Origin of the sequence: Pseudonocardia sp., from assembly GCF_025465255.1 — a bacterium.
Taxonomy (GTDB): Bacteria; Actinomycetota; Actinomycetes; order Mycobacteriales; family Pseudonocardiaceae; genus Pseudonocardia.
This window is the reverse complement of record NZ_JAODNI010000173.1, coordinates 1-24,952: the sequence shown is the minus strand read 5'-3', so window position 1 is coordinate 24,952 and position 24,952 is coordinate 1. Positions and strand designations below refer to the sequence as shown.

The following is a 24,952-nucleotide window of genomic DNA, read 5'->3' as shown; positions in this document are numbered from 1 at the left end:
GTTGCGCAGGCTGCCGACCAGCAGGGTGGCCAGGAGCGCGGCCTGCACGTCGTGACCGGCGGCGTCGGTGATCGAGACCTGTAGCGAGTGCTGGTCGAGGGAGTAGTCGAAAGTGTCGCCACCCACGGAGCTGGCAGGTTCCAGCCAGCCGGCAACCGTGAACTGTCCTGCCTCACAGGTGAATGCGGCAGGCAACAGTCGCCGTTGGATTTCTGCGGCCAGGGTGAACGGCGTGGACCGTTGACCCCATTCGAACAGGTCTGTGTGACGACGGTTCGCGACCACGATATAGGCCAGGATGTGACCGGCCGCCGCGATGTCCGAGACGGTCTGCTCATCGGGAGCGTAGGGCAGGAGTAGCTCGATCAACCCGATGACGTCACCACGATCGGTGACGGGTACCACCAGGTGCGCCCCCTGATCCGTCGAGCACACGTCGACCTGCTGGGTCGTCAGCACCCGCTCGTAGACGGTGCCGCGGAGCTGGACCTGTTCCGCGCCCCGGGAACTGTGTGGTCGCCGCGCCGACGACGGCTCTGCCCATACGGAACACCGCGTGCCCGGTGAAGTCGGCGATCAGGAAGCTGACCTTCCGGGACCGCCTGAACCGGCGAGGCGGCCTCCGCCTTTTCCAGCAATGCGCGAAGGTCGGCCCGCGGGTCCCGGTGGTCTCGCACCCGCGAACCTTAGAGGGATCTCGTTCCAATTGCGTATCGCGGGGCCGTCGAGGCGTGCTCGGACCGTGAACGATCAACCTCACCGCGGAACTGAATCATCGCTCCTGATCGCGGCGCAGTAGGCGCGGTGGCTTCGCATCTGCGTCCGCCACGACGTGCCTCTGCCTGCGCACTTCGATGAGCAGCCGGACCAGGCCGCCCCCGACGCCGTCATCGACAAGTGGATCCTCATGCAGCGCCGACGCGGCCATCGCGTCGATCAGGCGGTCGTCCTCCACCACGGCGTCGAGGCGGACCACTGGTGCGGTCCCGGCGGTCGTCTGCGGGGACTCCGAAGCCGGCTTCATGACAGATGCTGCCCGTCCGAACCGAGCAGGAGCGCAACGAGCTGGCCGGTCCGGGGATCGCGGAGAAGTACGGGTCGGGCCGGAGATGCTGGACGCCCCAGCACCGGGACGGGTGCTAACGGTGCCGGCGCCACAACGCTCGAACGCGATGGGGTCGGGATCGGTAGCGGTACCGCCGGCGTCGTCGTCGGGGCCGGCGGTCGCGGCGTCGTCGTCGGCGGGGAGGTCGGCGCCGGTCGAGTGGTCGGCGGCGTCTCCGTCGGCCGGGAGGTCGTCGGCTGCGGAGTTGCCGGTTGGGGAGTTGCCGGTTGGGGAGTTGCCGGTTGGGGAGTTGTCGGGAGGGGCACCGACGGTGTTGGTGCTGGTTCCGCCGGCGTCGAGGTGGTCGCCGCGGGCTCTGCCGGGCGCGTGGCCAAGGTCGTGGACGCCGCAGGCGATGGCGGGCGGGCGATGGCCGCCGGAAGTGCTGTCCTGGTCGGAGCCGGCACGGCCCGGGGTGACACGGCTCGGATCAGTTGATGTACGGGTTCGGGAACGAACGGCAGCAAGCCGGGCCGGCCGGACAGACGGGTTGCGCCGAGGTAGTCGTCCCCGGGCCACCGGTAGCGGGCGGTCTTCACCAGCTCACCGAAAGTCGGCGCGTTGATCATCTCGTCGTCGCCGATGTAGAGGCCCACGTGGTGGACCCGGTCGGGCGTTCCGTAGAAGACCAGGTCGCCCGCCTGCAGTGGTGTTCCGGCCGGCAGCCGTGGCCCGGCCTCGTACTGGGTCTGGGCGGTCCGTGGGGTGAAGACACCGGCAGCGACGTAGGCCGCGTGTGTCAGGCCCGAGCAGTCGAAGCCGGAGTCGCCGCGGCCCGGCCCGTTCCCACCCCAGACATAGGGCAGCCCGAGCTGCGCGGTGGCGAAGTCGACCGCTGCCGTGGCGGCCGCAGCGCTGGCGGCGCTCATGTGGTCGAGAGCGGTGGCATCGGGGCCGGTGAGAGAAGGCACCACACCGCCGGCGTAGGCACGGGCCCACGCCAGCACGGCCGCGACATAGGTCGACGAGGGGTTGTAGCGGTGAAGTGCGGCAGCCAGCTGCGCCGGATCCGACAGCGTGCCTGCGCCCGCGCAGAGATAGCGGCCGGCGGCCAGGGCGGCGTCGTTGATGTTGTGCGGATCGCCGCGGCCGTAGGCCCTCCACGTGGCCGGGAGAAACTGCATCGGACCTCGCGCCCGCTCCCATTCCGCACCGGCCGTGCTGGAGGGGATCGCCGCCCAGCCGTGTGAACCGTCCAGGCTCGGCCCGAGGATCGGTTCCAGGGTCGTCCCAGCGGAGTCGACGAGTCCACCGTTCGCGTGGTCGGACTCCATCTTCCCGATCGCGGCCAGCATCCACCACGTGACGCCGCATCCGGGCTCAGCCGCGGCGAGGACAGCCTCGGCGCGCTGGTAGGCGGTCAGGATCACATCCGGGATGTTCTGTGAGCGGTGCGCGAAGGGCGGCGCGGCGGACTCCTGCTGGGCGGCGGAGTGGAGCTCGCCGACGTCGGCGACACGGTGGAACGCCGCGCTGCTGTGCTGAGAGCCGGCCGTGTCGGCGCTCGACAGCGGTTCGGCGAGCACCGCTACAGCGACCACGACGCAGACCCGTAGAGCGTCACCCTTACGGGAGGCGGTGGTTCTGGACATGAGGCACGGCCCTTCGTCGACTTCCGGTGGTGCCGAGAACGGGCTCAGTTCTGAACTGCCGGTGGCGCGACGGTGCCGACCAGCGTGGTGTAGGCGACGACGTTCGAGCGGTAGCTCCGGGCCTCGTGGTCGAACTCGCCTCCGCAGGTGACGAGGACCAGCGCACTGTTGCCGCGTGACCCGTAGACCTGCTCGGCCGGGAACTGGTCCTTCGGATACGTCGCCACCTCGGTGACCGTGAAACGAGCGACGGCGCCGTCGGTCAGGGTCACCTCGACCGCGTCGCCGGCCTGCAGGGTCCGCAGCCGGAAGAACACCGCGGGGCCCCGGAAGGAGTCGACGTGGCCGAGGATCACCGCCGAACCGAGCTGACCGGGTGCCGTCCCGAGCCGGTACCACCCCGGCTTCTGGAAATCGGTCGGCACCTCGACCGTCTCGTCCGGATTGAGCCCGAGCTCGGACACCGGCACCGAGACGTCGATGGCCGGAATCCGAAGCTCGACGGGGGCCGAGCGCTGAGCCAGGGGGAACACCGCGGCCGGGTCGGCTCCGGTCTCCCCCAGCGGCGGTAGCGCGCGGCCGACCCCCGCCGGCGCTGGTTCCGCGGTCGACGCGACCGGGATGGGGAGCCCGGTCCTGTCCTGCAGGCCCGTGACGAGCAGCCCGCCCGCGAGGAGCAGCAGGACAGCACTCGCGATCCACCATCGCCCCGCCCGCTTCCCCGCTCCCCCGCGCGGGCTCAGCACAGGCGATGTCATCTGCTTCATGCAGTCTCGCCGCGACCATCGGGACGGGAGTCCAGGTCGCCCACCCGTCGTCGGCGGACCGCTACACCGGCCGCCACTACAGCGCCGGTCAAGGCGACACCAGCCGCGATGAACTGTGCGGCTGCCGGAACAGCCTGGTCACCGTCGCCGGACGCTCCGCCGGCTCCTGTCTCGGGATGGCCACGAGGGATGATCACAGTGCCATTGCCAGAGCCGTTACCGGAGCCCGCACCGGACCCGCCGGTGCTCGAGCCACCGTCACCACCGCTGGCTGAGCCACCGTTGCCGCCGCTGGCCGAACCACCGGTGCCACCCGCGCCGCCGTTCCCGCCGGCTCCGCCCGCGCCGCCAGGGGCGGGCGCTGCAGTCGTGGTCGTGGTGGTGCTGTGACCGGGGTGGCCATGACCGTGCCCGTTACCCGGTCCACCCGGTCCACCCGGTCCACCCGGTCCACCTGGCCGCCTGGTCGCCGTCGTCGTGACCGGCGGCTGCTTGGTCGTCGTTGTGGTCGGCTCGGTGGTCGTGGTGGTGGGCTCGGTCGGTTCGGTGGTCGTGGTGGTGGGCTCGGTGGTCGTGGTGGTGGGCTCGGTGGTCGTGGTGGTGGGCTCGGTCGGTTCGGTGGTCGTGGTGGTCGGTTCGGTGGTCGTGGTGGTGGGCTCGGTCGGTTCGGTGGTCGTGGTGGTCGGTTCGGTGGTCGTGGTGGTCGGCTCGGTCGGTTCGGTGGTCGTGGTGGTCGGCTCGGTGGTCGTCGTGGTCGGCTCGGTCGTCGTCGTCGTCGTCGTCGTCGTCGTGGTCGGTGTCGTGGTGGTGGTCGGCGGGGTTCCTGCTCCCGGGCAGCCGGCTGACCCGATGACGTTGTTGTCCAGGGTGACTGCGCCGTTGCGGGCCAGCACGCGCCCCTGTACCGACGCATCGGTCTGCACGGTGATCGAGGCCAGTGCCATGACGGTTCCGACGAAGTCGGTGCCGGTGCCCAGGGTTGCGGAGCTGCCGACCTGCCAGAACACGTTGCAGGCGTTGGCGCCGTTGGTCAGCGAAACCCTGCTGTTGGAGGCGGTGATCAGCGTCGAGTCGGCCTGGAAGATCCATACGGCGCCGGGGATGCCCTGTCCGTCCAGGGTGAGTGTTCCGGTCAGGCCGAGAGTGGCGTTCTGGTAGACCCCGTCGGTCAGGGTCCTGCCGCCGAGCTCTACCGCGGCCAGTTCGGTCGCCGGCCTGCTGGCCGCATTGTTGTAGGCCGCGACCAGATCGGACTTCGCCTGCTCCGCGACGGCATCGGCGGAGTGCTGGGTGCCGTTGACCGTGCCCGGGGGGAAGCCGGTGATCGCGGTGCCCGGGTGGACTCCGAGATCACCGGTGACATTCGACGGACCGGTGTTGGTCACCTCCGAGCCGGCCAGCACGGCGAAGCTGTCCGCCGTGCCCAGCGGCACCGCCGTTGTCGCCGCCTGCGCAGTACCCGCGAACACCACCATGAGCGTCGCCGACAACAAAGCGACGGCGCCCGCGAGCGCGGCGCCGATACGCCGACGTTTCGAATCGTGCGTGACGATGGGACGAGCCATTTTCAGTTACCCCTAGCCTGAGCGATGGTGACGACCCAGGCGTGGCGCCGCTTTCGATGAATGCGTTGGTTCAGGACGACGCCAACGGGCGCTGGCCGGACGACCGGAGCGGACTGACGGCACGCTCGAACCAGCAATGGCGGTGCCGTGCGCGTGGCGACACGAGGTCCGGGCCCGGGCCGGGAGGGAACGGACGAGCGACGGAGTCCCCCGCGTCCGGCTTGACGGCGCAGACGTTCAGACGACCAAGGCGAAGTACGGATAGGCTGTTTGGTGGTCAGTAACAGGACGCTCTGGCCTGTAGCGTCCGGAACTGCTCTATACGTTCAGTGGTGCGTCTGTCATCTGCGGCTTGACAAGTAGCAGGCTCCCCCTTGTCGAAGTGACTGTCAAGTGCAGCGGTACGATATGGCAAGCCGCAGTTGCACCCCGGCAGGACGCACGAAGGGCATGACACCTACGGCACGCGGTGTGGCAGCCGTACGCCGGCGAGAGTGGCCGGCACTTATCGCGACAGGACGAGCGAGGCTGATCGGTGACAGACCCGACCACGACCGGCAATCCGTCGCTGACCCTTCACCAGCTCGTCCGCTCACGCATGGATGATCGTGGATGGTCCTACAGCGATCTGGAGCGACGCTCGGACCGGGCGCTCAGTCGCGGACGATGGCAACAGCTGGGCTCCGGGGTCCAGCAGAAGAAGTTCCCGGATCCCGCGTCGCTCGTCGTCATCGCGCAGGTGCTGGAGGTCGACGTCACGACCGTGGTCCTCGCGGCGGCGGGAGGCCTCGGCTTGGACACCCGTATCCAGGGCAGCGAGTTCGCACGACTCCTGCCGGCCGGAACGGAACGGCTGTCCGCTCCCATGCGGGACGCGATTCTGGCAATGATCCGTGCGGCGGTCGCCGACGCCGCGGCGCATCCGGGGTCAAACAGTCGGCAACCGAACGGCCTAAGGCTGGAGTGGTCCAAAGCCGCCGCGCCGTCACGTCAACACCCTGATGGCCCTACCGAGCAGGCTTCCCCTGACGCGCTGTAACAGAAGACGGAGCAGAAACACGAGGTCTGCCCTGTTCAGGTGTTGTTCCTGTGTGAGTGGAACAGTCCCCGCCGGGGTGGCGACATAGTCATGTAGTGCTAGGGCACCTTGCTCTCTCCGCCGGGTGTCCCGCACAGTGCTGACGAACCGCCCTGACCCCGCGATAGCCGGCGCTGCACTCTGACGAAGGAGGCTCGAGTGCGGCTCAACGCCCAGGTATCGGTTCCCGATGTGACGCCCGCCAGCTCGTCCGCCCTGGCCGACGAACTCGTCACGACGTTGGGCCAGACGCTCCGTATCGTCAAGACCCCGATGATCGATGCAGTAGCGCGATTGGACACCTGCGGACCCAACTGGGTGCTCTACCTGGACTCGACCTGCCCCCCTGAAGACCAGTGCTGGGCACTGCACGACGTCCTTCGCGTCCTTGAACTCGGCCTGACAGCCACGCGATGGGCAATACCAGCGCCCCACCTACGGCTGCTGGGCGATTCAACTCAGCCGCCGAACCAATGCCGCGCACAGCAGGCTAGCGATCACGGCCGGTCGACTGAGGGCCCCAGCCGGGGGCTCCGGCCGGGCCGCCTCGGCGTCCCCGGGGCACGGCCTAGCTCACCGCCCCGGGCTGGGCCGCGGGCGAGCCTCGTCACCCCGGCACTACTCCGGGATGAAAGGACCGGCGCAGAGCCGGTTCGCGATCGGGCTGCGGATGACCAGGTAGCACCTTGAGCGCGGCCTGCTCGTTCGGGAAATGCCCGCCCGGCAGCGAAGGCCAACGCCGCCAACCTGCTGACGGGCAGGCCGCGCCAGATCGCCCCGCGCCACGCTCATTCCCACTGCCGCGCCGCCGACGTCCTGGTCGTGACCAAACTCGACCGGCTCGCCCGCTCGCTCCCGGATGCCCGCGACATCGTCGCCGAACTCACCGCCCGCGAGGTGACGCTCAGCTCGCCGGGTCGGTGCACGACCCCACCGACCCGGTCGGACGGCTGCTGTTCAACGTCCTAGCCATGGTCGCCGAGTTCGAATCAGACCTGATCAAGATGAGGACCCTGGAGGGCATGAAAGTCGCCGGTGCCAAGGGTCGGCTACGTTGCAAGCAACCCAAGCTCTCCGCCCGGCAGGAAGCCCACCTGGTGGCACTGCACGCCGTCGGCGGGCACACCATCAGCGATCTCGAGGAGCTGTTCTCCATCGCGCGGTCAACGGTGTACCGAGCGCTCGCCCGCGGCCGAGCCCGCGCGGCGGTCTGACCCGGCACTTTGCACTTCGGGTCAGCTTCGGGAGTCCCGAGTCCGCCGGCAACGGGCGGTGCACGTCGGCGTCGGTGCGCAGGATGTTGGCCAGCGCCATCGCGTCGGCGTGATCCGACTTCGCCCGGGCGACCCGGTGGCGCTCGCGGTAGCGGGCCACGGCCATCGAGTTGATCGAGTACACCGCACGCCCGGTCGCGCGCAGGCAGGAGATCAGCAGGCCGCGGGCGGCCTCCACCGGGACCGGGATCGGGTCCCCCGCGGTGTCCCCGGCCTCGGTCAGCAGGTCGAGCAGACGCCGCAAGCCCTCGGCGTCGTCGCTGATGCGCCGCTTGGCCACCAGCTTCCCGGTCCCGTCCACCAACGCCACGTCGTGGTGGCTCCCGGCCCAGTCGATGCCGCACGTGATCGTCAATCGAACCTCCGAGTTCGCAGCGTTTGCCCAGTTCATGGGCCTGCGGGGCCATGCAGCGCCCTAATAGGAGGGCTCGGTGGCCCGACATCCGATGAGCAGTTCATGTCCCCAGCTGACCGCACGGACCTCCGTCTGCGGACAGAGCTCGGGGCTCGGGCTGCAAGGAGAGGACACCGCGGCGGCTCGAACCATGATCACGACCCTCGCCCCGCGGCCATCAGCGGGCCGCCGGGCGAGGTGCACGGCACCGGAGCCCCCAGCCTGTGGAGAAGGGTCGAGCCCCGGGTTTCAAGTAGGGGTCATCCGGTGCCGTGCAGAGCTATTAGATTTCAAGCATTACTCCCCCAGGGTGAGGAGGTCGCCTGCGGCGGAGGACGGGCCCTTCGGCCGTAGCTTGGGCCTGTAGGTGAGGCGCACTGTTGTCTGACCCCGACGCGTCCGGCGTCGGGTACCGGCAGGCGGAGCAGGCGATGACACACGGACCGGCGACACAACGGACTGCACGGTTCCCCGGCGCGTTCGGTCTCGCACCGGAGCAGATCGCGGACCTGCTGATGACGGCCGGCCGGGCACCATCACTGCACAACAGCCAGCCGTGGACGTTCTCGATCGAGCCCCAAGCGATCGAGCTGTATGCCGAGCCGAGTCGGAGCCCCAGGATCGCTGATCCCGACGGCCGCGAGCTGCGAGTAGGGTGCGGCGCGGCGCTGTTCAACCTCCAGCTGGCGCTACTCGGCCACGGCATCCGACCGATCGTGACGATCCTCCCGGACCATGAGAGGCCGAATCTGCTCGCGGTGGTCCGGGCCGGCGGTAGGAGGGAACCGACGCGGGTACAGAAGGATCTGTTGCGGGCGGTCGGCCTCCGCCGGACGAACCGCCGTCCATTCGCTGCTACGCCCGTCGCCACACCGGACCTGCACGTTCTCAGGCGCGCGGCACTCGACGAAGGGGCATGGCTGCACGTCGTGGAGGACCCCGCTCAGCGGACGGCCCTGTGCGAAATCGCAGCACGCGCCAACCGCGAGCAGGCTGCCGACCCGGCCTTCCGCGCCGAACTCGCCGCGTGGTGCGTCACCGCCCCCGAGCGCCTGGACGGTGTTCCCGTGCAGGCGAGTGGCCCCCTTCCGGAGCCGCAGGATGACTGGGTCCTGCGCGACTTCACTGCCGGAGCGGGCGGGGATCGACTGCCCGGCAAAGACTTCGAGAAGGACCCGACGATCGCGGTGCTCAGCGCGCACCTGAGCGGCCCATACGCTGAGATACAGGTGGGGCAGGCACTGCAACGTGTGCTGCTGGCCGCCACCGTCGCCGGTCTCGCGACGTCGTTCCTGTCCCACGTGGTCGAGGTGCCGAGCACGAGGGAAGAACTGCGTCGCCTCATCGGTGGAACCCGGCCACCGCAGGCGGTGCTGCGCATCGGGCACGGATGGCCGGTGACCGCGCCCCCACGCAGGGACGTCGGGGATCTACTCACGCCCGATCACCCGGCATGATTTGTGGGACAGTCGCCGCCGACCTTGGCCTGAGCCGTACGCGCAGCTCGGTGGGTTAGATCGGTTCGCGCCCGCGTCTGCTCCAGGTTGGTCCGACCTCGGCCCATTCCCGCTCCCACTGATCGGCATTGACCGACGCCGTCGTTCGGCGCACTCCGATCCATGTTCCGACGAGCACTGCCGAGCCCAGCAGCAGCACGTTGAACCCGACCAGCACCCCGGCGACCCACGCATCGGAGGCGCTCGACGGCGACCCGGTGATCGTCCCGTCGCGATTGACCCAGACCGACACCACACTCCCGGCCGCCGCGGCCGACATAACGTGGACGCGACCGGTGTGCGGAGAGCCGTCCATGCTGGTCCACCGCACCGCGGCTGCCACGGGGAGCCCCACACTCGCGGGCCCACCGGTCCTGGTCGGGACGGCCTCGACCAGCACAGCGCTGATCTGGCTCTGGGACGCCCTCGCGACCTCGGCCTGCTCCCTCATCCGTGCATGCATGGAGTAACCGGACATCCAAGCTCCGACCAGGAGCACGAGCCACGCGGACATCAGGAGCCAGGCGACGATGTCCTCGACCCGGTCGGTGACTCGTGGACGGGGACGCACAGTTCCTGGCCGGCTCGACCGATCACGTGGCACGGGAGCCTCCGTCCGGTGCGTCGACCGACGCCTGTGGCGTGGTCGACAGGTCCGTCCAGTTTCGGACTGCCACCAGCGATCCGTCCCGGACCGCGCCGGATGCCTCACCTCGATGCGCCCGGCATACAGCGCCGACGCGCTGGCCTTGGCCGGCATCGGCCTCTTTCGCGCTGGTCGTCATCCCCCGGTCGTCTCCGCCAGTACTCCCGCAGCGCGGAATCGCACTGTGTCGCCTGGGCGGAGTTCGCGCAGCTCCTCGCCGCAGCCGACTCGGATCGCGTCCGGGTCCCAGCCGTCGAATTCGAGTTTCCACGCGTCGGTCATCCGGCCTCCGTCTCCCTGCTGAGGTTAAGGAGACTGAGGTATGCGGACAGCGGGCGAAGGTCCGCGCTCCGCGGGACGAAATGCCCCTGTTTCCGTGCCTGCAACAGCGGAAGACTGCCTGTCATGCCTTCCGTCGCGCCATCCACCGGCGCTTCCGCGGCCCGTCCGGACCAGGCGATGCTTCGCCGGGTCCTGGAGTCGGCGGTGCGGGCACCGTCGGTGTACAACTCCCAGCCCTGGCGATGGCGCGCCGATAGCATCGCGGGGATCGACCTGTTCGCGGACCGGGACCGGCATCTGATCACGATCGACCCCGACGGGCGCGACCTTCGGCTGAGCTGCGGCGCGGCCCTGCAGCACCTGGTGGTCGCGCTGGCCGGGCTCGGCTGGTCCGCACAGGTCGACCGGTTCCCCGACCCGGAGAACTCCGGCCATCTCGCCCGCGTGGAGCCGGTGCACGAGAGCCCGGCGGCAGATGTGGCCCGGTTGGCCCCGGCCATCCCGTTGCGGCGCACCGACCGTCGGCGATTCAGCTCAGACCCGGTCGACCGGGACATGCTCGACGCCCTCGTCGCCCAAGCGCGCGACTGGGGGGCGGAGATGCACCTCGTCGCTGGCGCCGCCGCCCGCACCCGGTTGATCGAGACGATCACCCGGTCCGCGAGCCTGCAGCGGCAGCAGGCCGGCTACAGCGCAGAGCTGGCCCGGTGGACCGGGCGCTACGCCGCCGCGGGCGACGGAATCGAATCCACGACCGTCGCGGCCGGCATCGACCTGCCCGGCGACGTCCCGATGCGGCGGTTCACCCGAGGAGCACTACCCCAGTCAACTCACAGCCTCACCCATGTCGACGCCTCGACCCTGATGGTCCTCTCGGCCCGCAGCGACGACCGCCTCGGTAGCCTCCGGGCCGGCGAGGCCGCCGGCGCGGTCCTGCTCGCCGCCACCGGCCTCGGGCTCGCCACCACACCGCTGAGCCAGCCGCTCGAGGTACGCCGCACCCGTGACTGGGTCAGCGAGCACATCGTCGGCCCGCAGGTGTTCCCCCAGCTCCTGATCCGCGTCGGGTGGGCAGACCCCCACAGCCCGCCCCTGCCGCCCGCCCGCCGCCGCGCCATCGACCACGTCCTGCAGCCGCCTGCAACCGGAACATGACGACGCCGGTACCGCCGCTGACTCCCCATGCCGGACCAGGACCTGGAGAGGTCCCGTTGATCCCCACACGGAACGCGCATGTCGGTGTTCCGGGTTGTCGGGGGCTGGGCCGGTCAGGACCCGACGGGTGCGGCGCCGTTGGTCGGGGGCACCAAATTTGGTGTGCCAGCGCCGACGGGCACGGGATTCGCGGCCCCGGTCGCGGCGGCGGTCTCTCGGGCGAGGAAGGACCCGAGCTCGCCGATCGTGCTCATCAGCGGAGCGGGGAAGACGACGGTGGTGTTCTTGTCCACGCCGATCTCCACCAAGCTCTGCAGGTTCCGTAGCTGCAGCGCCAGCGGGTGTTCCATCATGATGTCCGACGCCTCACCGAGCGCGGTCGCGGCGAGGGACTCACCTTGCGCATTGATGATCTTGGCGCGCTTCTCCCGCTCGGCCTCGGCCTGCCGGGCCATCGCCCGCTTCATGCTCTCGGGCAGCTGGATGTCCTTGAGCTCCACGAGGGTGACCTCGACGCCCCAGTCCAGCGTGGCCACGTCGAGGATCTCGCGGATGTCCTTGTTGATGCGGTCGGTCTCGGACAACGTCTCGTCCAGGGTGTGCTGGCCGACGACCTTGCGCAGGGTGGTCTGGGCGATCTGGTCGATCGCGACGCGAACGCTCTCGATCGCGACCACGGACTTCACGGCGTCGACGACGCGGAAGTAGGCCACCGCGGAGACGTCCACGCTGACGTTGTCCCGGGTGATGATGCCCTGGGACTGGATGGGCATCGTGACGATGCGCAGCGATACCCGGTGCAGCACATCGACGATCGGAATGATCAGCCGCAGTCCGGGTTCGCGGGCACCCTGCACCCGGCCGAACCGGAACAGCACACCCTTCTCGTACTGCTTGACGATCCGCACCGCCAGCCCGAGAACGATCAGAACGACGACGATGACGGCGACCACGGTGACGGTGGTGCTCATGATGCTTCTCCCTTGTGAATGACTGCGACCGCGCAGTCGGCGTGGTGTACGAGCGCCTGGCTGACCGAGCCGAGAAGCAGCCCGGCGATGCCCCCGCGGCCCCGGGAGCCGACCACGACGAGCTGCGCCCGCTTCGACTGCTCCACCAGGGTCCGGGCCGGCAGGTCGCGGGCGACCACTCGGGTCACCTTGACGTCGGGGAACTTCTCGGCCCATCCCTCGAGCTGCTCGGCCAGCAGCGCGTGCTGGTCGGCCTCGATCGCGACCCAGTCGATCAGCGCCGCCGTCGTGGGCTCGAGCATCTGGTCGAGCCAGGTGTGTACCGCCACCAGAGGCGCCCGCCGCAGCAGGGCCTCGTCGAAGGCGAAGGCCAGTGCAGCCTGGCTGCTCGGCGAGCCGTCGACTCCGACGATCACCGACGCGGTGGCGGAGTCACCGTGGGAGCCGGGGGACTCGGACAGGGACTCGCGGACCACGACGACCGGGCACGCCGCGCAGGCGGCCATCGTGACTGCGACGGATCCGGCCATCAGGCCCAGGAAGCCACCCCGCCCGCGGTTACCGACCACGAGCAGCTCGGCGTGCTTCGACTCGTCGGTGAGGATCGGCGGCGGGTAGCCGTCTCGCGCCTCCTTCTCGATCTCGAGCCCGGGTACGGCGGTGCGGGCCGACTCGGCCGCAGCATCGAGCTGGCTGTTCGCCAGCAGCATCAGACCCTTGTGGTAGGCGGCCTGGCCGAGGCCGATGTTCGCGACGTGCGGTGTCGACGTCCATCCGACCGCGTTGACCAGCCGGAGGATCGCTCCTCGGCGTTGCGCCTCACCTGCTGCCCACCGGACCGCGTTCAGCGCTGACTCGGACCCGTCGACCCCGACGACCACCGGCCGCGCGACGCTCTGCGTGTTCATGGAGCCTCCCGATCTGTTGTCCCCACCGTCGCCGAGGTGACGCCGGATGCGATACCGGCTCACTACCCGCCCGGCAGGGTCCGAAGGTCCCGATCGCGGGAGTTCCCGCCGCGTCGCGACCCGCGCCGACCTCGCTGCGATGACCGCCAGCCCGAGGCAGGCGACGCCGGTGAGGGCCGGGACAGCCGCCCGCGCGGCACGGCGGGGCAGCACGAGCTCGAACAGCGGCACCGGATCACCGAGACGTTGCTGCAACGGGCCGAGCGGGCAGTCACCCCGCCCGATCCCGAGAGCGGCACCTTCCGCGACCAGGGCGGTGACCGCGACCCACATCGCCCTGCCACGACGCCCGGTGAGCGCACACGTCCAGACGTAACCGAGGCTGGCCAGCTCGACGCCCGCGACCAGCACGTGCGCGGCGCGGAGCAACCGTCCCGCGGGAGTCATGGTCATGTCTCGTGGCCGGCGGTCGAGGTCGGCTCGGACGGGCAGCAGCCCCGGCCCGCATCGGTGATCTCGGCACGGAAGAACTCACCCTCGTCCTGACGGTCGGTACCCCACCACCAGCCGGCCCGCAGCACCGAGGGAAGCGTGATCCCGTCGAACGTCCGCTCGGCCTCGACCGTGACACCGAACGGATAGCAGCCGTAGGGCGCACCAGGCGGCTTCCCCCAACGCTGGATCACGACATCGCGCACCTCGCCGCGGGGGCCGACGTGCAGCTCGACTCGTTGCTCCTTCCCACCGATGTGCCAGATACCGACGACGGTGTCCGGCCGGTCACCGGCGACCCATGTCGCGCCGCGATAGGCCGTCGGGGCGAGAACGATCTCCGAGGCCAGACGACCGGCTGCGCTTCGTGCGATGTCGGGCCCCTCGGCACTCACGACCGGGACCACACCGAGCAACCGCCAGCGCATCGTCGCGTTCCCCGAGCTCAGCCGGTCGTAGCCCACCACCGGCAGCCCGAGGACGTGGGCCGTGGCCACCCAGATGAAGCCGTCGGGCGGGGCCAGCACCTGGGTGGCGGTGAAGCGGCGCCACGCGCCGAGCCGGATGGTGCCGTGCATCGTCAACTCCGTCGACGGCCACAACGGGGTGCCGGGCGCGATCGCGTGGAGCAGCCATCGCCGTGCCGGCTCCGGCAGGTCCTCGACCATCGCCACTTCGAACAGCGCCGGCGTCCCCGGCCCGCCGACCAGGCGGTGCCACTCGGGCAGCACCGCGCGGGCATGCCAGGTAGACGGCGTCATCGTCGATCCCTCCGCCACCACGACGACGACGCGGCCGGACGTACCAGCCGCTGATCCCGCATCCGCTCGGTAACTATCACGGCCGGTCCGTCACGAGCTCGTCGCGAGCCCGGACCCTCGACACCGGAGCATCGGTGCCCGACGACGACGCGGACGCGAACACTTGGCTCAGGGCGACGCAGGTCAGAGGGAAGACCACGATATAGCCGAAGATCCCGATCGCGCGCCACGCCAGCACGCCGGTTGCCGGGCCGATCAGCCCGACGAGACAGAGCACGCCGCTGACCAGCAGACCCGCGCGCACCGCCCGATAGCGACGGCCGGCGAACACGACCGCGGCGCACAGGAGGGAGAGGCCCAGCAGGAGGTCCCAGGCGACGACGTCGACGGCGTAGAGCATCGACGGCCACGCGAAGTCGAACAAGCGGGGAAAGCCGGGTATCGCGCTTGGATCGACGCGACGAGCGACCGTCAGCTCGACCACGTGCACGGTCATCGTCAGGCACGCCGCGACCAGCATCCACCCGAACGCCATCAAGCCGAACAGCCGGACGCGCACCGGAGCGTTGACGCAGATCACCGCCATGAGCACGACCATGACCGGCGCCATCAGCAGGATGAGTACTTCCGCGACGGCGAAATAGGGATCGGGCAACGGGTCGCGAACATTTCCGAGCGAGACGAAACCGGCGACCATGGCGGTGGCGTAGGCAACGCTGATCGCGACGACGACCCTCGCCGACCACCTACCGGCGACGATTTCGGTGTCACTGCAGCGCAGCGGCCCGATCACGGGACCTCCGGGCAACTCAGTCATACGCACCTGACAACGTCCATGGCGTCACCTTGCGTGGCCAGGGCCGGAGGGGACCAGTGCCGAAGGGCCCGACAAGACGGGAGTCGACCTCATACGTCGCGGTGGCTCTGCGCTGGCCCCGTGGAGGTGCTGATCGACATCCGGGACGGGACTTTCAGCCCTGCCGCACAGCGGCCGCCAGATGGACGAACGCCGTGAATCAGACGCTCCGCATCCCGGAGAACGCATCATGTGCCATCCAGGCGGCCGGTTCCGACGTCGACGGCCGGGCCGGGATTCGACACGGCCCGGATCGACCGGCCCCGCAGTCAGGTGAGGACACCATGAACAGAGCACGATGCGCCGAGACGACGAGCAGGACGGCCCCAGGCCCGGTGACGGCGTCATGACTGTCGCGATCAACCCGGTCCATGTGACCGCGCGGATCGACCCCCAGCTGAGCCGGTGGCTGTGGCTGTTCAAGTGGCTGCTGGTCCTCCCCCACCTGGTCGTGCTGGGCCTGCTGTGGATCGCGTTCGGCGCGCTCAGCGTCGTCGCGTTCGTCGCGATCCTGGTCACCGGCCGGTACCCGCGAACCATCTTCGAGTTCAACCTGGGCGTGATGCGCTGGAGCTAGCGGGTGGCCTACTACGCCTACGGCGCACTCGGTACCGACCGCTACCCACCGTTCACCCTCGCCGCGGTCCCCGACTACCCCGCGACCCTCGACGTCGCCTACCCACGGCACCTCTCCCGCGGCCTGGTGTGGGTCAAGTGGCTGCTCGCCCTGCCGCACTACGTGATCATCGCGTTCTTCGTCGGCGGCGGCAGCTACGTCGTGTACCGCACCGGGGCGACGGTCGCGGCCTCTTCGACGATCGTGCAGCCGCCGGATAGCCGCGCCGATCATCCCCACGCAACGACGCTGAAATTCTCTCGGGAGGAATTGACATGGAGACCACAACCGCACGCGCTGACGTACTCGTCGTACATGCGTCGAGGGCAGGCGGAACGGCCGGGATCGCGACGCTGATCGCGGATGAGCTGCGCGCCCACGGGCTACGGGTGCACATGGCCGCCGCCGAGGATGTCAGCAGCCTGGCGGGCTACCGCTCGGTGGTGCTCGGCAGCGCCCTGTACATGGCGCGGTGGCGGCGAGAAGCCGTGCACTTCCTGCGTCGACACGCCGTGCTGCTGCGCGGCCGACCGCTCTGGCTGTTCCTGTCCGGCCCCTGCGGTCCCGACGCCGCCCGGCAGGCCGAGGAAGGAATGCCGGAGCCGGCGAACGTCCGCCGGCTGCGGGAGGGCCTCGACGCCGACATCCCGATCACCTTCGGCGGTGTGCTGGACCCCGCGACCGCGCACGGCTTCGTCGCCCGCGGGATGGCGCGCGGCGAGCGGGCGACTTCCGCGATCCCGAACGGGTTCGCCGGTGGGCCGGCACTATCGCGGCGGAGATGCGCCCGGCCGAGCGTGTCACCGGCTAGATCAGCCGGCGGACCCGCGATCGCCATGGCCCAACGGGGCCGATCAGGCCTCGCCGTTCGCCCCGGGCGCTCGTAGCGTCCGGACGCCGGTGTCCGGACGGGACCAACGGCCCGCCCGGAGGAGTCCTCCGGCCGTGGGGGTGCCGCGCCTCCGAGGCCATGGTGGTGGCCGGATCCGTACTTTGGTGATCACTGCGCGGGAGGACCTGCAGATCGCGCGCTAAGCGCGCGACGTGCTCGCGGACGAGCACCCACACCGACGCGCCTGACCGTGGAGGTCGCCGTGTTCCTCCGCATTCGTCGCGTGTTCCTGGTCGGGACAGGTTTCGCGCTGGCCGGGATCGGCGTGCTGGCGGCGCCCGCGATGGTGGTCGCCGGAGTTTTCATCGGGCCCCTGGCCAGTTCCCTGGTCGGGCTCGGTTTCATGGACCCGGCGGCCAGCTGGGCACGGCGAGCGTCCCGACGAACGCGAACGCCGCCACCCCCAAGGCTTCACTCGATGGCTCGCCACGGGCGCCCGCGCCGACGACGATCCACGCCCCTACCTCAGCACCGACCGCAGGGCCGGCCCAGAACCCGCCGCGTATCGGTCCGGCTGGCGCCGCGTCATGTGGTGCGGGCTCCGTGGTCGGACCGGGACCCGACGTGGACGGGGGCAGCGCCCGCCGGAACGCCGGACGGGATGATGATCACTGGGCATGGTGCGAACGCTACGAGCGCTGCGCTCGTCGATCCGATGAGCATCCCGCGGCGGGGCTCGACGCCGTGGTCCCCGACGACCAGCATCCGGGCACTTGCTGCCAGATCGATGAGGGCCTGCAGCGGAGTGTCGTGGACGACCTGCTGCCCGACCACCAGAAGCGGGTAGCGCGCAAACACGGGTTCGAGCGCGTCAGCGAGGTCGGTCGCCCCACGCTCGGCCAGCACCTCCCATCCCTCGGATGCGCGGTGCACTCCCCCCTCGGTGCCGGGCAAGACGTCGGTCCATGCGTGCACGGCGACGAGGCGGGACCCCAGGCGCGCTGCGATGTCGGCCGCAAAACGGAGGGCTGCTGCGCCGGCGGGTGAGCCGTCGACCCCGACGACGACAGGCCCCTCCCCCGACGGAGAGACTCGTGTGCCGACGCCCCGCACGACCGCCACAGGGCACGCCGAGCCCGCTGCCAGTGCCGCGGCGACCGTCCCGGAGAGCATTCCGGCGGCCGCGCCTTCGCCGTAGCTTCCGACCGCAACGAGGCGCGCGCCCGAGGAGCGCTCGAGCAGGATCTCCTCGGCTCCACCCGGGACGACCTCCGCCGAGACCGCCAGCCCGGGACGGACGGCGCGCGCGGCAAGCGAGCGCAACCAAGACGGTTCCTCAGCGGGGGTCCCGTGCCCGTAGGGCACGGCATGCAGCAGGACCAGCGGCGCACGCCAAATGCTCGCGAGGTCCGCGGCCCAGCTCGTCGCCTCGTGCGCCGAGTCCGAGTCGTCGACGCCGACGACGACCGGTCGCTGGTCGTCCTGCGCGAAGCTGGGACGGTCGTTTCTCATCGGAACTCCTCGGGCTCGGAAGGCCCTCCGACACTCGTCCTGCGCTCACCCGCGGTCCAGAGCACCTCGGCCGCAGTACACAGGCCGAAGGTCCCCGTCGGCCCGGTTCACCGCTGGACAGGGACCTTCGGCACTACCGGCGAGGGCCCCTGATCCGATTCGGATCCAACGCTCCTGCGGGTAGCGTAGGCAGACGCGGAGACGGGAGGCGCGATGACCATCTCTGTGTTCTTGCTGGACGATCACGAGATCGTCCGTCGCGGCATCGCACAGCTGCTCGACTCCGAGGACGACATCGAGGTCGTCGGGGATGCCGGAACCGCAGCCCAGGCCCTGGCCCGCATTCCGGCGCTGCGCCCGGATGTCGCGATCCTCGACGTCCGGCTGGCTGACGGCGAGGGTGTGGCGGTCTGTCGGGAAATCCGCTCGACGATGCAGCCACCGACGGCCTGCCTCATGCTCACCTCGTACTCCGACGATGAGGCGATGTTCGCCGCGATCATGGCCGGCGCGGCCGGTTACCTGCTGAAGAGGGTTACCGGCATCGATCTCGTCGGCGCCGTACGGACAGTCGCGTCCGGCGGTTCGTTGCTCGATCCACATGCCGCGTCCGCGGTCATGGAGCGGCTGCGCACCGGCGGCAAACGGAGCGATCCTCGCTACGAGGCGCTGAGTCCGCAGGAGCGACGGATCCTCGAGCTGATCGCCGACGGCATGACCAACCGGCAGATCGGCGCGGAGATGTACCTCGCTGAGAAGACGGTCAAGAACTACGTGTCCTCGCTTCTGCACAAACTCGGCTTCTCCCGGCGCACCGAGGCCGCGGTGTATGCGGCCGATCGCCGCCATTCCTGACCGCACGCGTAGCCCACGCAGGGCGCGTCAGTATGCAGGACACTCCGCCAGACCGAGCGTTCGTCGCGATGAACGTCCGTCGGCCCCCAACATCCAACATCCGGCCTTTGCCGCCATCGAATCGGATCGAGCGCCGAGCATCGTGAGGAGCGGGCGGCTGCGCTCGTCGCTAATCCGACCGAGTGCCCGGGCCGGCGGAGTGGACAGCATCACTCCGGGCTGCGACGCTTCATCCGTTGAAGTCGCCCTTGACCCCGGCGGCCCTGACACAGGAGCCGGCCGGACGAGGTGATGACACGCGCGAAGCCGACGACCCGGGCGAGCATGATGGCGCTGCACTGACCTTTCCTGATCTACCGCGTCTGGAACTCGACCAGCTCCTGACCCAGTTGATGGAGCGCGCCCACGAGGTGATCGCCTCGCAGGGGCGGCTGCGTGGGCTGTTGCACGCCAACCAGATCATCGTGGAGGACCTGGCGCTGCCGGCCGTGCTACGGCGCATCGTGGAGGCGGCGCGCGAGCTGGTGGGCGCCCGATACGCCGCGTTGGCCGTCCTGGCCGCCGACGGCCGCATCTCGGAGTTCGTCCACGTCGGGATCCCGGAGGAGGCGGTGGACCGGATCGGTGACCTCCCTCGAGGGAAAGGTCTGCTCGGTGCGCTGATCGACGACCCGGCGCCGATCAGGCTCCGCGCCATCTCCGACGACCCTCGCTCGTGTGGGTTCCCGACGGGCCACCCGCCGATGGGGAGCTTCCTCGGCGTACCCGTCCGTGTCCGGAACAAGATCATGGGCAACCTGTATCTCTCCGACAGCATCCACGGCGAGTTCAGCCCCGACGACGAGGAGCTGACGAAGGCCCTGGCTGCGGCCGCGGGCGGGGCCATCGACAACGCCCGTCTCTACGACACCGCGCAGATCCGGCAGAAGTGGCTCCGTGCCTCGACCGAGATCACTCGCAGGCTCCTGTCGGCCGAGGCGGGGCATCCACTACAGCTCATCGCCGAACGGACGTTGGACATCGCTCAGGCCGACCTGGTGACCGTAATGCTCCCCGTCGACGGCGACCGCCAACTCCTCCGGGTCGACGTCGCCGTGGGCGCCGGTGCCGAACGGCTCGCGTCGGTCACCGTTCCGGTGAGCGGGTCGCTCTCCGGCCGCGTCCTGCTCAGTGGCACCCCATTGCAAGGGTCGTGGGCCGACGAACGATCGGGGCCCGCCCATGTCGCGTTGGACGGCCTGGACATCGGCCCCGTGCTGGCCGTGCCGCTGGTGGGATCGCGACAGGTCAACGGGGTGCTGACGGCGGTCAGGACCGGCGGCCGAGCCGCGTTCAGCGAGGAGGACCTCGATATGGTCGCCGGGTTCGCCAACCAGGCCTCCCTCGCCATCGAACTCGCCGAAGGCCGCCAGGAGCAGCAGCGCGTGGTGATGCACGACGAACGCGACCGCATCGCCGCCGACCTCCACGACCACATCATCCAGCGCCTGTTCGTCTCCGGACTCTCCTTGCAGAGGATCGCGGGAACCGCGACAGGGACGATGGCCGCTGACCTCTTCGACACGATCGCCGACCTCGACGACACCATTAGTCAGATCCGTACCACGATCTTCCAGCTTCACCGCGGATCCCGGGACGGCGATGACGGTCTCCGATCGCGGCTCCTCGACGTGGTCACCGAGGTCACGTCCGCTTTGGGGTTCGCACCCGATGTGCGATTCACCGGCTTGCTGGAGCTCACGGTCCCGGACATGGTCGCCGACGATCTCGTCGCCGTACTCCGTGAGGCGTTGAGCAACGTGGCCCACCATGCCAGGGCGCGTTGGGCCCGGGTCGCTGTGACCGCCGCGGACGACCTCCTGACACTCGACGTGGCCGACGACGGAGTCGGATTCTCCGGCAGCACGCGACGCAGCGGACTCGCCAGCCTGCGGGTCCGCGCCGAGCGACACGGCGGACGGTTCACGATCATCGCGCGAAAGCCGACGGGAACTCAGCTGTCCTGGTCTGCCCCGCTTCGCTGACCACCAGGACCCACGTTCCGGCGACCGATCAGAGACCAACGGCCGGCTTCACGGGACGTGCGGCCCTGCGCGTCGGCCGTCGAGTGCGGGATGGTCACAAGGACCATCCCGCGCGACCAGGAGGGCACACTATGGCGGAGGTCCCAGCGCCCGGCAATCTCGTACGTGCCGAGTGCCTACGCCTGCTTGCAGGAGTGGCCGTCGGCCGGGTCGTCTTCACGATCGGCGCGATGCCCGCTGCGCAGCCCGTCGCGTACACCCTTGTCAAGGATGAGGTCATTTTCCAGGCGGCGGCGGGAAGCGCGCTCGCCCTGGCCAGTCATCACGCCGTCGTGGCGTTCCAGGCCGACGATATCGACCCCCTCAGCAACGCCGGCTGGAGCGTCGTCGGAGTGGGACAGGCCTACGAGATCGCCGAGCCGACACTCAGCACCGCGTTCGACACAGGCGCGTGCACGATCGCGATTCCGCTGCAGCGGCTGACGGGGCATCGCCTGCAGCTCACCTGACCCGAATACGTCGACGGCGGGACTCGGCGCAGCGAGGGGACCTTGGACCTCCTCGGTCCGGTCAAGATGCCCTGGCCCCGGGATCGACTCACGGACGAACCTGGTGTTCGAACAGCCATTCGGCGACCAGTTCGGCAGGCATAGAGTCGACCAGACCCCCAGGAGCATCAGGTGACGAGGAACCTTGGCGGGCTACCGATCGTGGCAGGCGTGGACGGATCGGAGTCCGCATTGGATGCCGCCCTCTGGGCCGCCGACGAGGCCGCGCGCGAGCAAGTCCCTCTGCGTCTGGTCGCCAGCGACGGGATCGCGCCGGCCTATAGCGGGGGGATCGCGCCACCGCAGAGCTTCTTCGACGCCATGGACCGCGACGGCCGTCGGTTGCTCGACGAGGCCCGCACCGCGGTGGCCGAGGCACATCCTGGGCTCGATCCGACAGTCGAGATGAGAACAGCCGGTCCGGCAGCAAGCATGATCGAATCATCCCGCGCCGCCTGGCTCGTGGTTCTTGGGGCACGCGGCACCGGAGGCTTCCACGGGATGCTGACCGGGTCGACAGCAGTATCCGTCGTCGCGCTCGGCCACTGTCCCGTCGCGGTGATCCGCAACTACTCCCACGACGACGCCGCAGCCCGGGGACCGGTGGTGGTCGGCGTGGACGGTTCACCCAAGCGAGGCCGCCCTCGCCGCGGCCCTCGACGAGGCATCGTCGCGCGGCGCGGACCTCACAGCCGTGCACTCCTGGACCGAACAGCTGGGCGGGACCACCTTCGTGAGCTCTCCTGACTTCGCAGCAGAGCGGGAAGCCATGGACGTACGCGAACACGAGATGCTCGCCGAGCGCATGGCCGGCTGGCAGGAGAAGTACCCGGACGTCACGATCCGACGGGCCGTCACCAGCCTCTCCGACTGCGGCCCTTCTCGACCACGCAGACGACGCACAACTCGTGGTTGTCGGCAGCCGGGGTCACGGCGGATTCGCCGGCCTTGTCGTGGGGTCAACCAGCCGAGCACTGACCTACCACGCACCTTGCCCTCTCCTCGTGGTGCGTCCGTCACCGAGGTGAGCCCAAAGTCCGACTTCCACACTCCGAGCCGGAGTCGAAAGGTGCCACCATGGAGAAGTCGTCGTTGACCGCCCTCGCCCGCCACCAGATGGCAATCGCCCGGACTGCATCCAGCGGGCGCAGCGCGCATACCGTCTACGGCGGCCACGAACACTCGCTGCGGCAGACCCTCATCGCCCTCACAGCAGGCCGCAATCTCGACGAACACGACAGCCCCGGCGAGGCCACCGTGCAAGTTCTGCACGGGAGGGTGCGCCTCAGCGCCGGCGACATCGCCTGGGAGGGGTCCCCAGGGGATCTCCTTGTAGTACCGGCGGCTCGACACTCCCTCGCGGCACTCGACGACTCCGCCCTGCTGTTCACCGTCGTCAAGAATCGCTGACTCACCACCGCAGGACGACGTCGCCGATCTGACCGGCAGCCGACGTGCCAGCATCGACATTCCCCCAAGTCCGAGAGCTGACCCATGACGCCATACCCGTACCTGCATCGCCACCATCCCGTGGTCAATGCCGAACTAACCGGCCGCGCGGACAGTCCGCAGCTACGGATCGCCGACGCGATCACCGCTTTTGCCGGTTCTATGCCGTTCGTCTACCTGCACGCCGTGCTCTTCGCGGTGTGGATGGTGTTCGTCGAAACCAACCCGTGGCCGACCCTCACCCTGGTCGTATCCCTCGAGGCGATATTCCTTTCCACATTCGTGATGATCGGCCAGAACAGGCAGGCCGCTTTTCAGCAGGCGAAAGCGGACCACGACTTCACCGAGCAGGAACTCGAACTCAAGACCAACACCGAGATCACGCGGTCGATCCACGCCCTCACAACCGAGCTACATCAACGGCTCCTCGTCACTGCACCGCAGGACCGATAGCGCTTCGAACACCACGGCTCCGCGGTAATCAGCACAACTTCATTCGGGCACCAGGCGCTCGCCACCGCGTCGTCGGCCGGCAACTCGGGCCGAGTGCGGGCTGCTACCGGGCTCTGCTCACACCTCTGTTGCGCCGCCGGCGATCATCACTGGACAGCGCGAGTGCTGAAGTAGTGCCTGGCTCTGGGAGCTCAACAGGACCCCTGGGGGCCACCGTCCCGGACTCGACGATCCGACGAGACCGGGCCGCCGGTGTGCTGGTGGGAGCGGTCCCGCGACACCGCCGCGGGGCCCGCTGGTCGGACCATCAGCTCGGGCCGCCGGGTCCGCCACCGTTCCTCGCGGCCTGCAGGTCGACCGGCCTCAGCTCAGGTGCTCCGGGCTGTGGCGGGCTGTACCAATCCGGACACCGGCGTGGTCGACCGCCGTCCCGGCCGAATCCACCCGGCCGATACGGATCCGGGAGTGGTCGAAGATCTCGTCCGCCGGCGTCGCAAAACCGATCCGCACACCTCTGAAGTCCCGGACCTCACGGTCCGCGACGGCTCCCACAACGTTCATTGCACTCTCCCTAGTCGATGGCCCTTCGATGGTCGGCGTGCACGGCGCACCCTGCCAGGGCCGAAGGTCCGTCCTATCGAGGACGTGGGTCGCCGGTGCGAGGCCGACGGCTGACGACGTCGGACCCGCCGACCCAGGTCTTCCGCCTCTGCCATACCGGCGACGACCCTGCGATCGTCCGAGGATGAACCGCACCGAACCGACCGGCCCCGTCGTCCAGCTGGGCACCGACATCGACCCCGGCATGGCCCACTACGCACGCATCGCCCTGACCCGTCTGCTCACCGAGCAAGGACGCGCGGAGAACCCCGTGCACGTGCGAATCATCCGCGATCACGACCCCATGCGCGCCCGCCCCGTGACCGCCCGCGCCATCGTCGGCGCACATGGCAGCGGGACCGCAGTACACGTCAACGCCGGGACCCCCCGCGAAGCCGTGGACCTGCTGGTCGAGCAGATGGCGGCGAGCAACCGGCCGCCGGCCGCCTGAACCACACGTGGCCGGACCGGCCATCCGTGGCCGGACCGCCCTCGTCCCGGCGAGCTCACTCCTGGTCCACTCAAGGATCGCGAACGCACCACCGCGACTTGGCCTCGGCACCAGATCGTGTCCGGCGCCAGGGGCCAAGCCCAGAGGGCGCATACTGCAGCCACCATCCGCCCCGGACCCCGGCGGCCGTCGATCCACAGATGCGCCTCGAGCGGCACCGTCCGCCCCGGCGAGAGCGGTGGCAGCCCTCGTGTGCACCGGCAATGGACG

The 24,952-nt window shown here is 69.7% G+C and carries 27 protein-coding genes and 2 pseudogenes; 16 read left to right on the top strand and 13 right to left on the bottom strand.

What is annotated here, in order from left to right:
- The 5 genes and pseudogenes from JWP64_RS20915 to JWP64_RS31640 all read right to left on the bottom strand — a co-directional run.
- Positions 1-459: pseudogene (locus tag JWP64_RS20915) on the bottom strand (serine/threonine-protein phosphatase); the annotation flags it as partial.
- Positions 460-772: 313 nt separating this feature from the next.
- Positions 773-976, bottom strand: coding sequence for a hypothetical protein (locus JWP64_RS20910; RefSeq protein ID WP_297499743.1), 204 nt, complete (start codon positions 974-976; stop codon positions 773-775).
- Positions 977-1,020: 44 nt separating this feature from the next.
- Positions 1,021-2,697: an NlpC/P60 family protein gene (locus JWP64_RS20905; RefSeq protein WP_297499741.1), complete on the bottom strand. Its 1,677-nt coding sequence runs from the start codon at positions 2,695-2,697 to the stop codon at positions 1,021-1,023.
- Positions 2,698-2,741: 44 nt separating this feature from the next.
- A complete protein-coding gene (locus tag JWP64_RS20900) occupies positions 2,742-3,464 on the bottom strand; it encodes a class F sortase (RefSeq protein ID WP_297499739.1) in 723 nt (240 codons plus the stop codon).
- Complete coding sequence (locus JWP64_RS31640; RefSeq protein ID WP_366890332.1) at positions 3,461-4,849, bottom strand: ice-binding family protein; 1,389 nt, start codon at positions 4,847-4,849, stop codon at positions 3,461-3,463. The genes JWP64_RS20900 and JWP64_RS31640 overlap by 4 nt, the downstream gene beginning before the upstream one ends.
- Between JWP64_RS31640 and JWP64_RS20890 the strand changes: the two genes are divergently transcribed.
- From JWP64_RS20890 to JWP64_RS20875, 4 genes are all read left to right on the top strand, one after another.
- Positions 4,755-5,045 carry a hypothetical protein gene (locus JWP64_RS20890; protein WP_297499735.1) on the top strand — a complete coding sequence of 97 codons (291 nt, stop codon included), beginning with the start codon at positions 4,755-4,757 and terminating at the stop codon, positions 5,043-5,045. The genes JWP64_RS31640 and JWP64_RS20890 overlap by 95 nt on opposite strands.
- 519 nt (positions 5,046-5,564) lie before the next feature.
- Positions 5,565-6,068 carry a hypothetical protein gene (locus tag JWP64_RS20885; RefSeq protein ID WP_297499734.1) on the top strand — a complete coding sequence of 168 codons (504 nt, stop codon included), beginning with the start codon at positions 5,565-5,567 and terminating at the stop codon, positions 6,066-6,068.
- Between the two features lie 861 nt (positions 6,069-6,929).
- A complete protein-coding gene (locus JWP64_RS20880; protein ID WP_297499732.1) occupies positions 6,930-7,076 on the top strand; it encodes a hypothetical protein in 147 nt (48 codons plus the stop codon).
- Positions 7,077-7,078: 2 nt separating this feature from the next.
- Positions 7,079-7,321: a helix-turn-helix domain-containing protein gene (locus tag JWP64_RS20875; protein ID WP_297499730.1), complete on the top strand. Its 243-nt coding sequence runs from the start codon at positions 7,079-7,081 to the stop codon at positions 7,319-7,321.
- Here JWP64_RS20875 and JWP64_RS20870 read toward each other — a convergent pair.
- On the bottom strand, positions 7,236-7,736 hold the full coding sequence (locus JWP64_RS20870; protein WP_297499728.1) for a transposase: 501 nt from the start codon (positions 7,734-7,736) through the stop codon (positions 7,236-7,238). The genes JWP64_RS20875 and JWP64_RS20870 overlap by 86 nt on opposite strands.
- Before the next feature lie 419 nt (positions 7,737-8,155).
- On the opposite strand from JWP64_RS20870, the gene JWP64_RS20865 reads away from it, so the two are divergent.
- Positions 8,156-9,232 carry a nitroreductase gene (locus tag JWP64_RS20865; protein ID WP_297499726.1) on the top strand — a complete coding sequence of 359 codons (1,077 nt, stop codon included), beginning with the start codon at positions 8,156-8,158 and terminating at the stop codon, positions 9,230-9,232.
- A gap of 55 nt (positions 9,233-9,287) precedes the next feature.
- On the opposite strand, the gene JWP64_RS20860 is transcribed toward JWP64_RS20865, so the two are convergent.
- Positions 9,288-9,524: a hypothetical protein gene (locus tag JWP64_RS20860; protein ID WP_297499724.1), complete on the bottom strand. Its 237-nt coding sequence runs from the start codon at positions 9,522-9,524 to the stop codon at positions 9,288-9,290.
- A gap of 852 nt (positions 9,525-10,376) precedes the next feature.
- On the opposite strand from JWP64_RS20860, the gene JWP64_RS20855 reads away from it, so the two are divergent.
- Positions 10,377-11,354: a nitroreductase family protein gene (locus JWP64_RS20855; RefSeq protein WP_297499721.1), complete on the top strand. Its 978-nt coding sequence runs from the start codon at positions 10,377-10,379 to the stop codon at positions 11,352-11,354.
- Between the two features lie 113 nt (positions 11,355-11,467).
- Here JWP64_RS20855 and JWP64_RS20850 read toward each other — a convergent pair whose 3' ends face one another.
- From JWP64_RS20850 to JWP64_RS20835, 4 genes are all read right to left on the bottom strand, one after another.
- Positions 11,468-12,325 carry a slipin family protein gene (locus JWP64_RS20850; protein ID WP_297499719.1) on the bottom strand — a complete coding sequence of 286 codons (858 nt, stop codon included), beginning with the start codon at positions 12,323-12,325 and terminating at the stop codon, positions 11,468-11,470.
- Positions 12,322-13,686 (bottom strand): universal stress protein, encoded by a 1,365-nt coding sequence (locus tag JWP64_RS20845; protein WP_297499718.1) that lies wholly within the window; start codon positions 13,684-13,686, stop codon positions 12,322-12,324. Before JWP64_RS20845 ends, JWP64_RS20850 begins: the two co-directional genes overlap by 4 nt.
- Positions 13,683-14,486, bottom strand: a complete 804-nt coding sequence (locus JWP64_RS20840; protein ID WP_297499716.1) for a DUF6544 family protein — start codon at positions 14,484-14,486, stop codon at positions 13,683-13,685. The genes JWP64_RS20845 and JWP64_RS20840 overlap by 4 nt, the downstream gene beginning before the upstream one ends.
- A 76-nt stretch (positions 14,487-14,562) precedes the next feature.
- Complete coding sequence (locus tag JWP64_RS20835) at positions 14,563-15,279, bottom strand: hypothetical protein (RefSeq protein ID WP_297499714.1); 717 nt, start codon at positions 15,277-15,279, stop codon at positions 14,563-14,565.
- Between the two features lie 409 nt (positions 15,280-15,688).
- On the opposite strand from JWP64_RS20835, the pseudogene JWP64_RS20830 reads away from it, so the two are divergent.
- Positions 15,689-16,126 (top strand): annotated as a pseudogene (locus JWP64_RS20830) (DUF4389 domain-containing protein); the annotation flags it as partial.
- 107 nt (positions 16,127-16,233) lie between these two features.
- On the top strand, positions 16,234-16,845 hold the full coding sequence (locus tag JWP64_RS20825; protein ID WP_297499712.1) for a flavodoxin domain-containing protein: 612 nt from the start codon (positions 16,234-16,236) through the stop codon (positions 16,843-16,845).
- Between the two features lie 530 nt (positions 16,846-17,375).
- On the opposite strand, the gene JWP64_RS20820 is transcribed toward JWP64_RS20825, so the two are convergent.
- Positions 17,376-18,302 (bottom strand): universal stress protein, encoded by a 927-nt coding sequence (locus tag JWP64_RS20820; protein ID WP_297499710.1) that lies wholly within the window; start codon positions 18,300-18,302, stop codon positions 17,376-17,378.
- Between the two features lie 213 nt (positions 18,303-18,515).
- On the opposite strand from JWP64_RS20820, the gene JWP64_RS20815 reads away from it, so the two are divergent.
- From JWP64_RS20815 to JWP64_RS20790, 7 genes are all read left to right on the top strand, one after another.
- Positions 18,516-19,157, top strand: a complete 642-nt coding sequence (locus JWP64_RS20815) for a response regulator transcription factor (protein WP_297499708.1) — start codon at positions 18,516-18,518, stop codon at positions 19,155-19,157.
- Positions 19,158-19,405: 248 nt separating this feature from the next.
- Positions 19,406-21,181, top strand: a complete 1,776-nt coding sequence (locus JWP64_RS20810) for a GAF domain-containing protein (protein ID WP_297499706.1) — start codon at positions 19,406-19,408, stop codon at positions 21,179-21,181.
- Between the two features lie 131 nt (positions 21,182-21,312).
- Entirely contained in the window at positions 21,313-21,690 is a 378-nt protein-coding gene (locus JWP64_RS20805) for a pyridoxamine 5'-phosphate oxidase family protein (RefSeq protein ID WP_297499704.1), read from the top strand.
- Between the two features lie 210 nt (positions 21,691-21,900).
- Positions 21,901-22,476, top strand: coding sequence for a universal stress protein (locus tag JWP64_RS31635; protein WP_366890327.1), 576 nt, complete (start codon positions 21,901-21,903; stop codon positions 22,474-22,476).
- Positions 22,477-22,637: 161 nt separating this feature from the next.
- Entirely contained in the window at positions 22,638-22,757 is a 120-nt protein-coding gene (locus tag JWP64_RS31630; RefSeq protein WP_366890325.1) for a universal stress protein, read from the top strand.
- Between the two features lie 49 nt (positions 22,758-22,806).
- Positions 22,807-23,139 carry a cupin domain-containing protein gene (locus JWP64_RS20795; RefSeq protein ID WP_297499702.1) on the top strand — a complete coding sequence of 111 codons (333 nt, stop codon included), beginning with the start codon at positions 22,807-22,809 and terminating at the stop codon, positions 23,137-23,139.
- A gap of 84 nt (positions 23,140-23,223) precedes the next feature.
- Positions 23,224-23,631 (top strand): DUF1003 domain-containing protein, encoded by a 408-nt coding sequence (locus JWP64_RS20790; protein ID WP_297499700.1) that lies wholly within the window; start codon positions 23,224-23,226, stop codon positions 23,629-23,631.
- Positions 23,632-23,994: 363 nt separating this feature from the next.
- On the opposite strand, the gene JWP64_RS20785 is transcribed toward JWP64_RS20790, so the two are convergent.
- Positions 23,995-24,192 carry a hypothetical protein gene (locus JWP64_RS20785; protein WP_297499698.1) on the bottom strand — a complete coding sequence of 66 codons (198 nt, stop codon included), beginning with the start codon at positions 24,190-24,192 and terminating at the stop codon, positions 23,995-23,997.
- Between the two features lie 184 nt (positions 24,193-24,376).
- Between JWP64_RS20785 and JWP64_RS20780 the strand changes: the two genes are divergently transcribed.
- Complete coding sequence (locus JWP64_RS20780) at positions 24,377-24,682, top strand: hypothetical protein (RefSeq protein ID WP_297499697.1); 306 nt, start codon at positions 24,377-24,379, stop codon at positions 24,680-24,682.
- Positions 24,683-24,952: the final 270 nt, after the last annotated feature.

Coding starts and splice junctions, on each gene's coding strand:
- JWP64_RS20905 (WP_297499741.1), bottom strand. CDS start 2,697: ATGTCCAGAACCACCGCCTCCCGTAAGGGTGACGCTCTACGGGTCTGC.
- JWP64_RS20900 (WP_297499739.1), bottom strand. CDS start 3,464: ATGAAGCAGATGACATCGCCTGTGCTGAGCCCGCGCGGGGGAGCGGGG.
- JWP64_RS20875 (WP_297499730.1), top strand. CDS start 7,079: ATGGTCGCCGAGTTCGAATCAGACCTGATCAAGATGAGGACCCTGGAG.
- JWP64_RS20855 (WP_297499721.1), top strand. CDS start 10,377: ATGCTTCGCCGGGTCCTGGAGTCGGCGGTGCGGGCACCGTCGGTGTAC.
- JWP64_RS20850 (WP_297499719.1), bottom strand. CDS start 12,325: ATGAGCACCACCGTCACCGTGGTCGCCGTCATCGTCGTCGTTCTGATC.
- JWP64_RS20845 (WP_297499718.1), bottom strand. CDS start 13,686: ATGACCATGACTCCCGCGGGACGGTTGCTCCGCGCCGCGCACGTGCTG.
- JWP64_RS20840 (WP_297499716.1), bottom strand. CDS start 14,486: ATGACGCCGTCTACCTGGCATGCCCGCGCGGTGCTGCCCGAGTGGCAC.
- JWP64_RS20825 (WP_297499712.1), top strand. CDS start 16,234: ATGGAGACCACAACCGCACGCGCTGACGTACTCGTCGTACATGCGTCG.
- JWP64_RS20820 (WP_297499710.1), bottom strand. CDS start 18,302: ATGAGAAACGACCGTCCCAGCTTCGCGCAGGACGACCAGCGACCGGTC.
- JWP64_RS20815 (WP_297499708.1), top strand. CDS start 18,516: ATGACCATCTCTGTGTTCTTGCTGGACGATCACGAGATCGTCCGTCGC.
- JWP64_RS20805 (WP_297499704.1), top strand. CDS start 21,313: ATGGCGGAGGTCCCAGCGCCCGGCAATCTCGTACGTGCCGAGTGCCTA.
- JWP64_RS20795 (WP_297499702.1), top strand. CDS start 22,807: ATGGAGAAGTCGTCGTTGACCGCCCTCGCCCGCCACCAGATGGCAATC.
- JWP64_RS20790 (WP_297499700.1), top strand. CDS start 23,224: ATGACGCCATACCCGTACCTGCATCGCCACCATCCCGTGGTCAATGCC.
- JWP64_RS20785 (WP_297499698.1), bottom strand. CDS start 24,192: ATGAACGTTGTGGGAGCCGTCGCGGACCGTGAGGTCCGGGACTTCAGA.
- JWP64_RS20780 (WP_297499697.1), top strand. CDS start 24,377: ATGAACCGCACCGAACCGACCGGCCCCGTCGTCCAGCTGGGCACCGAC.